Source organism: Bacillus bingmayongensis (assembly GCF_000299035.1).
Taxonomy (GTDB): domain Bacteria; phylum Bacillota; class Bacilli; order Bacillales; family Bacillaceae_G; genus Bacillus_A; species Bacillus_A bingmayongensis.
Genome location: NZ_JH921518.1, coordinates 138,096 through 152,683 on the forward strand (window position 1 = coordinate 138,096; position 14,588 = coordinate 152,683).

The following is a 14,588-nucleotide window of genomic DNA, read 5'->3' on the forward strand; positions in this document are numbered from 1 at the left end:
TGCTGAATTTTGAGGTGGAGGTCTTACTGTCCGCGAATAGCGGGATAAAAAAGGAGATATACATAGTAAGTTGTATATCTCCTTTTGAATTCTATTAAATGTTTACATAATTATATTATTAGTGTAATTTCGTTCAATTAGATATTAATCTATAAAGATTATCCATATCTCTCCAACAATACGCCGTTTCTTGAACATTCAATCTCTCTAAAAACTTTGTATCGACTCGCTCTGGAGAAAAATTTTCATAAAAACCTTTTGAAGGATTATTCGATATAACCCAAACTAATATAGAACGAACATCATTTTTTATAAATTTTGACACAAGTGATTGAAATAATCGTTGTCCCACTTTATACCCTTGATATTCTTGCAAAAGATAAATCGCATATAATTCACCATCGCAATTATATTTCCCGCTTCTTTCTGGACCACCGTCAATAAATCCTATAATTTTTCCTTCTAACGTTTCCGCCACATATCTATACTGATCAGATGCCCCTTGTTTAAAGATTTTTCTCCATTGTTTTTCTCGGCTTTCATGTGTTATGTTATTTAAAATTCCATCAGGTATTATCCCTTTATATGTTACCTTCCAGCTCTCAACATGCACTTTTGCTATACTTTCAATATCATCTTCTATTGCCTTTCTAATTTTTATATCCATTTTTTCTCCTCCCCATTTATATTTCATTGTATCAAAAGAAACTATATGATCTATATTGGTTAAGCAAATGATTTAATATTTTATTTACTTCTCTATATAATTAGTTTTCTACGGCAAACAATCACGAAAATATTTTACAGAAGGAGAAATTTAGATGATACGATTCGGAATAATTGGAACAAACACAATCACAACTAAGTTTATTGAGGACTCCCTTACACTAAAAGATTTTTCTCTAACCGCAGTCTATTCACGAACAAAAGACAAAGCAAAAGCATTTGCAAGTAAATATAACGTAGCTACCACTTTTACTAGCTTAGAAAGCATGGCAAAAAGCGATGTAATTGATGCAGTTTACATTGCAAGTCCAAACTCGCTGCATGCTGAACAAGCTATTCTTTTTATGGAACATGGTAAACATGTATTATGCGAAAAACCACTTGCCTCTCATACAAAAGAAGTAGAAAAAATGATTCAAACCGCTAAAAAACATAATGTCGTTTTAATGGAAGCTTTAAAATCCACCCTTCTTCCCAACTTCCAAACCATTCAAGATAACATACATAAGATTGGAAAGGTTCGACGTTATTTTGCAAGTTTCTGCCAATATTCTTCTCGTTATGATGCTTATAAAGAAGGAACCATTCTAAATGCGTTTAATCCTGCTCTTTCAAACGGCGCATTAATGGATATTGGAGTGTATTGCATTTATCCAATGGTTGTGCTATTTGGAGCACCATCTCATGTACAAGCAAATGCCTACCTTCTAGATTCTGGTGTAGATGGAGAAGGTAGCCTTTTATTAAAATATGATGATATGGAAGCTGTAATTATGTACTCTAAAATATCGAATTCATATGTACCATCTGAAATTCAAGGGGAAAAGGGTAACATAATTATTGATAAAATTAGCTCACCTACAAAAATAGAGATTCATTATCCTGATGGACGTATTGAAGATATTACATATCCACAGTCCATTGCAACCATGTCATACGAAACAAAAGAATTTATTGAACTTATTGAACAAAATCAATTACAGTCCACTGTAAATTCTCATACAACTTCTATGATTACAGCGAAAATTATGGAGGAAGCTAGAAAACAAATTGGCCTTTCATTTCCTGCTGATTTCAAAAAATAATTAAAAAGGGTGGTTTTTCACCACCTTTTTACGATATTAATTTCAAACCAATTGCAGCCCCTAAAACCATACTGATAAACAAAATACGAAGAAAACTTTTGGATTCTCCGTATAGAACCATACCGGGGATAGCTCCTCCTGATGCACCAATTCCAGTCCAGATTGCATACGCTGTTCCCATCGGTAAACTTTTCATTACAATCGCAAGAAACAGAAAGCTCGCACCAAATCCTAAAATCAACATAACAAGTGACTGCCAATTCTTCTCTTTATGCAATTTATTAATCATCACAACACCAACTATTTTTTAGTTCTTCACCAAAACCTTCAACTCTTCCTCATATTCTGTAAGTGCCGCATCTAAAATAGTTAAACCATCATCAATCTGATCCTTTCTCACAGAAAGTGGTGGAATCATTCGAATAACTTCACTTGAATTTCCACAGAAGTAAAACAGCACGCCTTTTTTTAATGCGATATCTAATATTTTAAATAAAGCTTCACTATTAGGTGTACCTGTTTCTGGATGGATAATTTCAATTCCAATCATTAACCCAACAGCTCGGATACTTCCGATAACAGCATGTTTTTGTTTTAAATCATACAATTTCTGAACTACGTAAGCACCCATTTCTTTAGCATTTTCAACCAGTCGTTCTTCTTTCATTACTTCAAGCGTTGCCAAAGCTGCTGCACATGCAATTGGATTTCCTCCGAAAGTCGTACCATGCGTTCCTAGAGGCCACTTCTGCATCAACTCTTTTGAAGCAACCGTCGCACTAAGAGGTAAGCCTGATGCAATTCCTTTCGCGATTGCCATAATATCCGGTGTTACTCCAAATGTTTGTGTCGCAAACCATTCACCTGTCCGCCCAAACCCTGTTTGTACTTCATCAAAGATTAATAGAATTCCATGATGATTACAAATTTCACGAACTTTCTTTAACCACGCTGCTGGTGGAACAACATATCCCCCTTCTCCTAACACAGGCTCTACAATTACACATGCAACTTCTTCTGGTGTAACTTGATGATTAAATAATGTTTCAAAATCTCTTTCTAGTTTTTCAACACAGTGTTTCTCTGGATCAATCCCTTCTGGACAATCTTTTATATTTGCATATGGTATTTGATACGTTAGCCCATTCGGTTGCATAAACTTCCGATATTTACTTTTGGAAGTTGTTACACTTAATGATCCCATTGATCTCCCGTGGAAACAACCTAAAAAAGAAACAACATATGGTCTTTTCGTCACATATTTTGCTAACTTAATTGCCCCTTCAATCGCTTCTGTACCACTATTTGCAAAAAAGAAACAATCTAGCTTAGGTGGCAATACCTCCCCAAGTTCTTCCGCAAGACGCAAAATTGACTCATACATAATAACTCCAGATGGACCGTGAGTTAGACAATCTGCACTATCCTTAATTGCTTGTACAACCTTCGGGTGACGATGTCCAACATTGGTCGTTGCAATACCTGATGTGAAATCAAGATACTTTTTTCCATCTAAACCAAAGTAATAACACCCTTCTTCTTTTACAACTGGTAAATTAGGATGATCTTTCGCCATACTCGGTGCTAATAATTGCGGCATTCTTTCAATTAAATATTTCCAGTTTGCGCTCATATAAATTCCTCCTTTAAATTGTCAAACTGTTTCCAAGGTTTTTACAGAAATCATTAATTCATTTGCTTACGCATCTACATCTGCATTGGTATGCTGTTCTTTCCACTCTTCATACTTTTCAAATTCTGGTGAGGTTAAATACGAAATGATGACAATTGATAAGACACTACATGCCATTCCATATAAGATTGGATCTGTAGCAGAAAGACCTTGTACAATTAAACCACCTATTGTTACGATTGCACTTAAAATAATAGAGTAAAACGCAGCTTTGTCTGTTACACGTTTCCAAAACAAGCCTAAAATAATCGGAAAGAACACTGAACCAGATAATATTGCATACGCAACATCTAACGCTACAATAACATCCTGAATCCATATAGCACTTACAATTACGAATATTCCGACAATTAAAGTTGCGATTCTCGACATTCGAATCATAGCTTTCTCACTTAATCCCTTAGATGAAGTACCTTTTATTATGTCATTTACAATTAACGTTGAAGAAGCTAACAATGTCGCCGAGGCTGTCGACATTAGAGCCGAAACAATACTCGCAATGACAATCCCTAATAAACCGGCTGGTAATATTGAAATTGCCATTGTGATAAATGCACTTTGTGGATCACTTAGGTTCGGATAAATAACCGCTGTACACATACCAATAATGGCAATTGCAAGCGAGTATAATACGCAATACACTCCAGCACCAATTGTTCCTTTCTTAGCAATTCCAATTGTCTTTGCCGTAAAGATCCGTTGCCATATGTCTTGCCCGATTAGTACCCCTAAACAATACAAGAGAAAGTAAGAAAATATTTTATCGCCGCCAATATTAGCAAATTCAAAATGACTTTGTGGTAATTTCTCTTGAAGATTAGCCCATCCCCCGGCCTTTTGTAAACTAAGCGGTAACATAATAACAAAAACGCCAATTGTCATTACAATAAATTGAAATATATCAGTCATTGTTACAGACCACATTCCGCCAAGTAGTGTATAGAGAACAACAACACTACCACCTAGTAACATACAAAGTTTAATGTCCCATCCAAGCAAGACATTTAATATAGTTCCCATACCAATCACTTGGGTTACAGTAATCATGGTTACATATATAAAAGTAATTAATGAAGTAATTACTCTCGTTTGGGAATTAAAGCGTAAACCTAACAATTCACTAATTGTAATAATTTTGAATTTCGATACTTTTTTCACTAAAAATATTCCTAATAGAATAATTCCGATTCCAATCATAACAACGAGCCATATCCCCGAAATACCAAATTCATATCCTAATCTTGCAGTTCCAATTGTAGATGCCCCGCCAAGAATTACTGCTGCTAAACAAGCAAGATACATCACTAAACCTAAACTACGACCAGCCACCATAAAATCTTCAGATGTTTTCGCTTTTCTTGCCCCTATGAAACCAATACTAATAATAATTAAAAAATAGCCAATCATTAGTAATACATCTACTTTATTCATAACATCCTCCTTTTCAATACATATTATTTTAGTCTGACTAAATTACGACGTTTTTGCATCGCTACAAGAGTAATCATTTCATATGCAATGCTTGATGCCGCAATTGCTGTAATTTCTCCACTATCATACGCAGGTAATACTTCTACTAAATCGAATCCAACAATATATAATCCATCTAATCCTTGCACAAGTTCCACTGCTTCAATCGTTGTAGGCCCGCCAATTTCAGGCGTTCCCGTTCCAGGTGCGTATGCAGGATCTATAAAATCAATATCAAATGAAACGAAGGTTACTGCATCCTTTACTCGTTCATGAATTCTCCGTAACACTTCTGTATATCCAATTTTCCGCACTTCTCTCATTGGAATAACTTCAAAGCCTAACTCTCTCGCATCCTCTATATCATTTGGCCCATACAAAGGACCACGCATTCCTATTTGAATAGAATGACTGGTATTAATAAGCCCTTCTTCAACCGCCCGCCGAAATGGAGTTCCATGCATATATTTTTCTCCATAGTAATGATCCCATGTATCGCTATGAGAATCAAAATGAACAAGAGCTATGGGGCCAAATTGCTTTGCGAATGCTCTTAAATTTCCTAATGAAATAGAATGATCCCCACCTAATATAATAGGTACAATCCTTTTTTCTAATAAAGGTGTTAAACCTTCTACGATGTTGTCATATGTACGATGAATATTACCAGGTACAATATCTAAATCTCCATAGTCTACACCTGAACAATAATCAAAAATATCAATCGCTTGATCCGGATTATATGGACGTAATAAACTCGAAAAATTCCGAATATGATTTGGTCCTAAACGCGCTCCCACACGATACGACTGTGCAGTATCAAAGGGAATTCCTAACACTGCAAAGTCTACATTTTCAGTAGTATTTTTTTGTTCTAGTCTCATAAACGTTTTCACTCCACAAAAACGAGGTGACATAGCAGAATCCTTAGGTTTATACATTTTCTCACTCCTACCATTTATTTTTCTACTAATTTAAATAAAATAATTCTTCCATTAATGGGATATTCTTTACCTCATACTAATAAAGATCGGCTTATCAATTTATCCCCTACTTATTTTTCTATTGCTAAATCATAAGGCATTGAAAATAAGTATTTATATAGAAGGCAATGTTCTCTCCCCCTCTGTATTGTTTATTAACGCAAATATCATACCAATTTAGAAAAAAAGAAGAAGATGGACGAAAATATTTCATCCATCTTCTCACAATTCATAACTTTAATTTATCTTATACTTCTTCAATTTCCTTACTACAGAAGGCTGACTTATCGCTAAATTCTCTGCTATTTTCACAGTCGTTTTATATTTTTTCTTAGCATCAAATAATACTTGCTTCTCTACCATTTCTAGTATTTCTGTAAGGGTTTGAGACGGTTTTGTAACGAATTCATCACCACTCCTAAATTTATAGTAATCTGGTATATTTTCAATGGTAATAAGTTTTGAATGTGATGTAATCACGAGTCGTTCTATTATATTCATTAATTCTCTTACATTTCCTTTCCACTTTTGCTGTAATAAAATTTGTATGACCGCCTGATCCAGTTCCCGTTTCCTTTTATATTGAGTACAAAATTTATTCAAAAATAAATACATCAAATTCATAATATCTTTAGGTCGTTCACGTAATGGAGGAATCAAAATTGGTACAACGTATAAACGAAAATATAAATCTTGCCTAAATTTTTTATTCACTACCAGCTCTTCTAAATCACGAGTTGTTGCGACAATAAGACGAAAATCTGCTTTTTTAAGCTTCGTACCCCCTACACGATAGAACTGTCTTTCTTCAATTAACTTAAGAAGCTTTACTTGTTGTTCAAGTGAAAGCTCTCCTACTTCATCAAGAAACAAAGTCCCCCCGTGAGCTAGTTCTGCAAATCCGAGTTTCCCATTTTTTTTCGCCCCTGTAAAAGAGCCTGCTTCATACCCAAAGAATTCAGCCTCAAATAAAGACTCAGGTATAGCAGCACAATTCACTTCAATAAAAGGGCCATATTTTCTTGGACTTTTATCATGAATATAACGAGCAATAGCCGTTTTTCCTACTCCTGATTCCCCAAGCAGAACTGTATTTACATCCACCTCTGCAACTTGATGTACTGTCTCCATTGCTTTATACATAGCAGGATCACCGGCAATTAATCCCACTGATGTAATTTTTTCACGCAATGCAAGTTGAGCTTCCTCTTTCACACGCTCCAGTTCCTCTTGCATATGATCTAAGTATTTCTGAATTTCTATCAAATCCGAAACATCATAAGAATAACTTACTACTCGATACACTTCACCTTCTTCATCAAATAAAGGTATTCCTGTTACTAGCAATTTATTTCCTGTCTTTGTAAGCTGAACAACTGTGATTTTCTCTTTTTTTTGTATGATTAACGGTGTCACAATCGGAGTAATAATACCTGTTCGTTCCAACTCATAAATAGAAGCACCGATTAAGCTTTCATACTTAATTCCATATCTATCAGCGGTAAATTGTGTCGCTTTTAGAATCGTCCCATTTACATCTGTTACAATTAAATCATCCATTAAAGATTCCAATATCATCTCTGTTTCAGAAACAAATTCTGAATATAACAATTTTTCACCCCCGCCCAAATAAAGAAAATTCAGTCTATTTATCAATGAATATTTTATTTGATTTTGTATAGAAATGTAAAGCATAAAGTTCCCTCATATTATTTTTCTGGCATTTAATACAACAAGAAAAACCCCCAATTTCAATTCATAATTGGAAGGTTTTCACAACAAAAACTTTATCTACTTTCAACTTCAACCGAAACAATATGATCAATTTCTTTTAATGAACTGTATAATTCGGTTGTATATAAATCCTCAGGTGCTAATATAACCATTTCTAATTGCTGAGATTCACTGTCAATATCTTTAATTTTCACACGCTTCACTTGCATGTTTAAGTTTTTAATTTGCTTAAAAATACCATCCAATTCTCGGTGCTCTTTTACTATAATTTTAATTGCTAAATCCCTTTGTCTTAAAGAATAAGGGCCAGCAATCTTAACAATGTGTGGCAGTACATTAATAGCCAATATAATTAAAATCATCGCAACTGTTGCTTGTATATAAAAACCTGCTCCAATTGCAATCCCTAAAGCAGATGCTGCCCAAACCATTGATGCCGTTGTTAATCCTGAAATCACATCGTTATTTCTTCTTAAAATTACACCTGCTCCAAGGAAACCAACGCCGCTCACAATTTGAGCTGCTAAACGCATCGGATCCATATTTGTATGTCCTGGTGAAGAGTAAACATTCACTGATTCAATCGAAACCATCGTAATTAAACAACTCGCTACAGAAATGACCATACTTGTTTTCACACCAAGCGGTTTATTCTTTAGCTGCCTGTCAATTCCTATAAATAAGCCTAAAAAGAGTGCCAAACCTAATTTGAGTAAAAATTCATATGTCATTTTTCATTCTCCTTACTTATATGATGTTCATCATTTCTTTTCTTAAACATCATTTTTTCCTTTAAATATTAAACTATAACTCTTTTAGCACTTCAATTCCAGTCTTTTCTATCTTGTAAATAAAAAAAGCCGTAAAAAAACATTATGATTTAAATGTTCTTTCGGCTTTTTTATCTATATTATTTGATCTAAGTATTATATGATTTTTTTGTATTCGGGCCCTACACCTTAAATTTACGTATTACCTAAAATCATACTATGTAAATCCATTTTAATTTTTCGACATATAAGTCGCCGCTACGAAGAAAAAGGTAACTTCCACTTATTTTCCCTCTCTGTTTTCACTTGGCATGAGGCAAGAAGAGGAATTGACCACGGTCTATGCATGGCCTGATGTTCTCTCACGTCTAAAAAGAAAGGGTGTATGTCTATTTTAAATTTGGATTTATATACTTTATTTTTGTTCCTTAATCTTAATTTCCGCTTCTTTATAGAATGCTAGTTTTCCTTCGTTATACTCTTTTGTATATCTATTAAACTTCTCTTTTTCTTTTTTCATTTCTTCCGTTAATTTATTTACTTCTTTCACATTCTCGCTAATTTCTTTTAACTTTGTTTCTTTTACTTTTAATTTCGCATAAAGCTCTTTTTCAATTGCCATTGATTTCACATAGCTTTCGTTCATTTTTTGAAAAGCATCATAACGATTTTTATAAGCTTCTTCTACTTTTTTCGCTTGTTTTTGTATTTTTTTATCTTCAATTTTTTCTACATTACTTTGAACTGATTTCGTTTCTTTCTGTGCTTTCTCTAATGCATCTTTTTCATTTTTTAATATTTTTTCACGATCGTCCACATTTGAAATTGCCTGGTCTAGTTTTTGTACAACCGCCTCATTATGCTCTTTTCCTTCTGTTATAATTTGAGCATATAATTCTTGTCCTTGTTTTTCCAACGTCTCTAATTTTTTCGCATCTTCAAATAACGACTTTTCTTGTTTAGCTGCATTTTCAAATGCAACAAATAGATTTTCTTCTGGTTTCTCGCCAAAACAACCTGATAATAATCCTACTGATAGTGCTCCAACTAGTGCTAATTTTCTATAAGTCAACGTCATTTCCTCCTATGTTACATACGTTTATCATGCCAAAAATTCACCGAAAAGTGATCACCTTCATGATACGCTTCAAATTCATAACCTTTTTCTTTTAACCCTTTTATAATTGCTGGTACTGCGGCAACAGATTGTGGATGAATATCATGCATTAAGATAACTTCTTTTGGATTCGTTGCACCTGTAAGTACATTTTGGGCGATTTTGGCTGAAGCAGCATCAACAGGCATTTTATTATATTTCCAATCTAAAGAGTCAATCGTCCAATCCCAAACTTTAAAGCCATCTTCTACTACTTTATTACGAAGTGCTTCATTTAAACCAGGCATGGAACCATATGGAGGACGTGTTAATTTTGGAGCTTCTCCAATAATATTTGCTATTAAGCCTTGATCTTCTTTCATTTCATTCACATACTCGCCACTTGTATACAATTTTTTGAAGTCATGTGTCATACTATGCATACCCACATAATGACCTTCTGCTTTTTCACGTTTTACTAAATCTGAAAACTGTTTTACATTCGCACCGATTAAGAAAAATGTTGCTTTCGCATCATTTTGTTTCAATATATTTAACAGTTCAGCCGTATATTTTCCTGGCCCATCATCAAATGTAAGGTAAGCAACTTTTCTCACTTGACCATTAAATTGAATTGGTGCTGTTTTATTCATCGCAACTTTTGACTGCTCGCTTGCAAGCTGTACTGAATTCACTTGATTTGCTACTGCCCTGGCCGATGATGTGATTGATTGAAACATAAAATACCCAACTGCGATAGCAATAATAGCCACTATTGTAACTATTATACTTTTTACATTAAATACATTTCCCATTCTATGAAATTCCTTTCTATTAATCTTATATAATTCTTCCATTCATATTAGTATGTATATCCATTTTAATTTTCTAACATATAAGTCGCTGCCACGAAGAACAAAAGGTGGCATACACTCGTTTTCTCTCTTTGTTTTAACTTCTTATGTATGAGGCAAGAAGAGAATCTGACCGCTTCTACGCATGGACGAATACTCTCTCCCATCTAAAAAGAAAGATTTTTAGTCGGTTTTTCAATTTGTATTTGTATATTCAATTTCTTTTCAACCTTCTAAAATGAACATTAACAAACTATATACAAAGGAAGTTTTATCCTAATTCGTGTAATTCGTAATTCTTCGTTAACTATATATATGCATTTTATTATATATGTAAACATTTTTAAATAACTTTAATAGTATTTTGATTTATTTAATACTGATAATCCATATATCATGAACTAAAAAAGGTTGGCTAGGCGCCAACCTTTTACAATTAGTTTCGAACCGCTTTTGGCGTAACACCTAGATGCTCATTCAACTTTTTAGAGATGTCTTGCACATTTTTTTCGTTTGGAATGTAGTAATATATACCGCCCATACGTTTATCCGTACCTTCTATTTGCATTTTATCCATTTGCAAATCAGTTCCAGCCATATTTCTTGTAATGGAAATCATATCATCAAATGTTAAGTTTGTTTTCATGTTGTTATCAACTGCATCTAAAAGGGAACCTAATTTACTAATTGATTGAACAGACATTGCTTTTTTCGCAATCGCTTCAATAACGAGCTCTTGTCTTTGACCACGCATTGCATCGCTATCAATTTTACGTGTTCTCGCCAACGCTAGAGCCTGCTCTCCGTTTAAATGTTGGTAGCCTTTTTCTAAATGAATCATACCTGCTTGATCTTTACTATCTTGTTCTGTAAATGTAACTGGTACATCAATATCAATACCACCAAGTGAATCTACAATTTTCACAAAGGAATCAAAGTTAAATTTCACATAATAGTCAACTGGAACATTTAAAAATCTCTCTACTGTATCTCGTGTACTTTCAACTCCACCGAATACATGAGCATGCGTAATTTTATCCAATTTCTTTCTTGATGGAATGTACACGCGAGTATCACGTGGAATACTTACTAATTTTATTGATTTATCATCTTTATTAATTGTTGCCAATAGTAGTGCATCCGTACGAACAGCTTCTCCATATTGTCCTTTTCGAATATCGCTTCCATCAACACCCATAATTAAAACAGAAATATTATCTTTTAACGGTTCAACCTCTTTATCACGTTTAGTCGATTTATCAATTTCGGCATACGCATCACTTACAACCGCGTTTGCTTTATTATATAAAAACGAACCATACCCTACTCCTCCAAAAACGAGCAGTAAAAATGGAATCAAGATGAACCATTTCACAGATTTTCTTTTAGAACGTTTCTTTTTACTTCTTGTGTTTTGTTCTAATTCAGAGCTCATGTCTATTCTCCTCTCTTTCTCTTTCCCTAGTATACTCCATGTCTATCAATCTTCATATTGAATTTCATTTCATTCACCTTACATTTTTGTAAGGTTTGGTTGTAAAGAAGTAAAATCAATATGTATTTCATTTCACATTATACTCTCGTGTTGTATTTTAACAAGATACCAAACGTTAATTTCAAAAAATCCACAACCTTATTCATTATATAATAGTACAAAAATCCTCACCAATTAGCACTTTCGTTACCATACCAGTGGGAATCTGCTACATTTATCACTGTTTATTTATTTCAGGTTTGTAAATCATTCCCTTCCCTTTTTCATAAATCACAGCTGATTTTGCTTGTACTTTTGTATCTTCTGTTTTCACATCTTGGTCAGAGAAGTTTACAATTATTTTTATGTCCTTTCCATAAGAAGCTATTTGCACAAGTTTGTCTTTTGAAAGATATGCAAAGTTCGTCATCTCTTCTGTTACTGCTTTTTTATGAAATGCTTCCCATATTTTTAAATGATGCGTAATTTCATTTTTATGCTTCTTCCATTCCACTTCGTCTAAATGATATAAAGGAGGAACGTTATACAATAGTTCATATAACATTCGATTTCCGACTTCATCTTTTACCTTCAAGCTGCCCCATTCCCAATGATGAGTTGTAATTACAGAGTCATTGTACACTAATTTATATAACGGTATTGAATACACTGGATTTAAATATACTTGCTTATATTCTTCCTTTACTGGCACTTGTTTTGCGTACTTTTCTGGAACGTTTTGATTTGGTGACCAGTAACCCCCAACATAATATGGACTTGTCTTATTCTTTCTCATATCTTCATCGGCCCATTTAATAACGGGCGTTTCAATACCATGTGCAAAAGCAATAACTTGACTTGCAAAATCATTTCCACCCTCAGAGCCAACAACCATACCTTTTTCTTTCGCGATATAACCCATCCGTTCTAAACGTGCTTTTAAATCTTGTTCTTGTGTTGTAATATGTTTTGGAGAATAATCATCATAAATTTCCCCTGTAGCGTCACAATCAATAAACCAGGAATTAAATGGGGTACCATTATTTAATATGTCACTGACACGTTCTTTCACACTAGGCAAAGATAATGTAGGATTTAATTTACGACCTCTCCCTAAAAATCCTTGTATTTTCTCACCATTCTTTTTCGCAACCGTTGCACCTTCAAATAATGAAGGATCTTTAAAAGAAGCTGTATTCCAATTTTTATCACCTTTTTCATGAATGGAATGATAAGAATCATATGGACCAACTAAGTATCCCATTTTCTCAACTTGCTTCACAAATTCTGGTTGAATGAATCCTTGCTCCCAATTTGGCAGTCCAACCCATGCATGGTCAATACCTGCTTCATTCATCTCTTTTAATATATTTGTTCCATCTGCACTCCCCCATTTTTCAACATCCTCAACTGCATCACCAAGTACAGATTTTAACAAATGTTTATTTAAGCTATACAATTCCGTTTCAGTTAAGTGATCTATGCCTTTTTTCAATAACCGATTTGATTCATCATCAACTTTCTGAAAAATATCTTCTTTATAAAACTCCTTCCTGCCCAATACTTCATTTATATAACGTAAAACAACATTTTTCTGATACTTATTAATAAAATCTTGCTTATTAATTTGATCAAATACATTTAATTCGCCAGGCTCTTTACTATATTTTTGAATTAATTCTTTCATCCAGTCAAATACAGGACTATTGATTTGTTGTCTTAGTTTTGGCCAATCTACATCACTTTGCGATAAAACATTTTGATTCCAAAAGTAAAAATGAGCTGCTCCGTATAACTTTGCGACTTCTTTATTTTGTTTTGCTTTCTCTTGTAATGTTTTAAATTCACCTTTCTCTACAATATTGTTCTTATACAATTTCGCAATATTTACTGCATCATTATCAGTCACATACAGTTGAAAACCGTACGATTTATTTTTGTTAATACTCGGAAATTCATGAGTGAAATCAAATCTAATTTTCGGATCAGAATGGAAGTTCACTTCGTTATTAAACATATTGTTTGCAACATATATCATGGAATATTTCGAACCATTTAATGCAAAAAATTTCATTGAAAATGACTCCGCAAATGAATACGTTTCATCTTTTAAGAATTTCTTCCAATTCTCATCATTACTCGAAATATACTTACCTTCCCATAAAGGAAGTGTATAATTCTCAGCTTGCACTTTTGGCCAAGTAAAGCTTTCTGCACCTGTAGATTCAATCGCAATATTCAAATGATCTTTTTTCTTTTCCAAATTCACTTTTACTTTCTGATCAGGATATTCCCATGATGTATGTGTATCATCTTTTTTCAATTTTGATACTTTCATTTTCGGTAAAGGCTGTGATGCTTGTTCCTTCACTCCATCATTGTCTATTGTTAAAGAAAACGTTTCTGGATTCACCTCATACGAAAAATCTTTATATGTTACTTTTTTTGCTTTGAATTCATGTGAAACATTCTTTTCTTTCCAATCGCATCCTGTCAAAGCCGTGATTGTCATTATTGTAAGAAGACATATCGTCATCATTTTTTTCATCTTCTGCACCTCCACCACTGAATATACAGGTGGTTTGTTACAGGAATGTGGCAAATGCTAAATGATAAAGAAATCATTGGAGATACAAACGTAGTTCATTATAAAAAGCTCTAGTATTTTAATGAATAAAGCAAAAGAGTACAGACTTAATCTTT

At 33.6% G+C, this 14,588-nt stretch carries 12 protein-coding genes; 1 reads left to right on the plus strand and 11 read right to left on the minus strand.

Annotation, left to right across the window (positions count from 1 at the left end):
- Positions 1 to 133 precede the first annotated feature (133 nt).
- Positions 134 to 667, minus strand: a complete 534-nt coding sequence (locus Y7E_RS0115315; protein ID WP_017152149.1) for a GNAT family N-acetyltransferase — start codon at positions 665 to 667, stop codon at positions 134 to 136.
- A gap of 154 nt (positions 668 to 821) precedes the next feature.
- Between Y7E_RS0115315 and Y7E_RS0115320 the strand changes: the two genes are divergently transcribed.
- Positions 822 to 1,811 (plus strand): Gfo/Idh/MocA family protein, encoded by a 990-nt coding sequence (locus Y7E_RS0115320; protein ID WP_017152150.1) that lies wholly within the window; start codon positions 822 to 824, stop codon positions 1,809 to 1,811.
- Positions 1,812 to 1,839: 28 nt separating this feature from the next.
- Here the strand turns inward: Y7E_RS0115320 and Y7E_RS0115325 are convergent, their stop codons facing one another.
- The 10 genes from Y7E_RS0115325 to Y7E_RS0115370 all read right to left on the minus strand — a co-directional run bounded on the left by Y7E_RS0115325 (position 1,840) and on the right by Y7E_RS0115370 (position 14,433).
- On the minus strand, positions 1,840 to 2,115 hold the full coding sequence (locus tag Y7E_RS0115325) for a DMT family transporter (RefSeq protein ID WP_026049222.1): 276 nt from the start codon (positions 2,113 to 2,115) through the stop codon (positions 1,840 to 1,842).
- A 3-nt stretch (positions 2,116 to 2,118) separates the two neighbouring features.
- Positions 2,119 to 3,444, minus strand: a complete 1,326-nt coding sequence (locus Y7E_RS0115330; protein WP_017152152.1) for an aspartate aminotransferase family protein — start codon at positions 3,442 to 3,444, stop codon at positions 2,119 to 2,121.
- 66 nt (positions 3,445 to 3,510) lie between these two features.
- The gene (locus Y7E_RS0115335; protein WP_017152153.1) at positions 3,511 to 4,935 is read right to left on the minus strand and encodes a sodium:solute symporter family protein; all 1,425 of its coding nucleotides are present in this window, start codon (positions 4,933 to 4,935) and stop codon (positions 3,511 to 3,513) included.
- A gap of 23 nt (positions 4,936 to 4,958) precedes the next feature.
- Positions 4,959 to 5,915, minus strand: a complete 957-nt coding sequence (gene speB / locus Y7E_RS0115340) for an agmatinase (RefSeq protein WP_017152154.1) — start codon at positions 5,913 to 5,915, stop codon at positions 4,959 to 4,961.
- 279 nt (positions 5,916 to 6,194) lie between these two features.
- Positions 6,195 to 7,568 carry a sigma-54 interaction domain-containing protein gene (locus Y7E_RS0115345; RefSeq protein WP_017152155.1) on the minus strand — a complete coding sequence of 458 codons (1,374 nt, stop codon included), beginning with the start codon at positions 7,566 to 7,568 and terminating at the stop codon, positions 6,195 to 6,197.
- A 176-nt stretch (positions 7,569 to 7,744) separates the two neighbouring features.
- Positions 7,745 to 8,422 (minus strand): MgtC/SapB family protein, encoded by a 678-nt coding sequence (locus Y7E_RS0115350; protein ID WP_017152156.1) that lies wholly within the window; start codon positions 8,420 to 8,422, stop codon positions 7,745 to 7,747.
- A gap of 454 nt (positions 8,423 to 8,876) precedes the next feature.
- A complete protein-coding gene (locus tag Y7E_RS0115355) occupies positions 8,877 to 9,533 on the minus strand; it encodes a YkyA family protein (protein WP_017152157.1) in 657 nt (218 codons plus the stop codon).
- A 17-nt stretch (positions 9,534 to 9,550) separates the two neighbouring features.
- Positions 9,551 to 10,372: a peptidoglycan-N-acetylglucosamine deacetylase gene (locus tag Y7E_RS0115360; protein WP_017152158.1), complete on the minus strand. Its 822-nt coding sequence runs from the start codon at positions 10,370 to 10,372 to the stop codon at positions 9,551 to 9,553.
- 475 nt (positions 10,373 to 10,847) lie between these two features.
- Positions 10,848 to 11,846 (minus strand): LCP family protein, encoded by a 999-nt coding sequence (locus Y7E_RS0115365; protein ID WP_017152159.1) that lies wholly within the window; start codon positions 11,844 to 11,846, stop codon positions 10,848 to 10,850.
- A gap of 277 nt (positions 11,847 to 12,123) precedes the next feature.
- Positions 12,124 to 14,433, minus strand: a complete 2,310-nt coding sequence (locus Y7E_RS0115370; RefSeq protein WP_017152160.1) for a glycoside hydrolase — start codon at positions 14,431 to 14,433, stop codon at positions 12,124 to 12,126.
- Positions 14,434 to 14,588 lie beyond the last annotated feature (155 nt).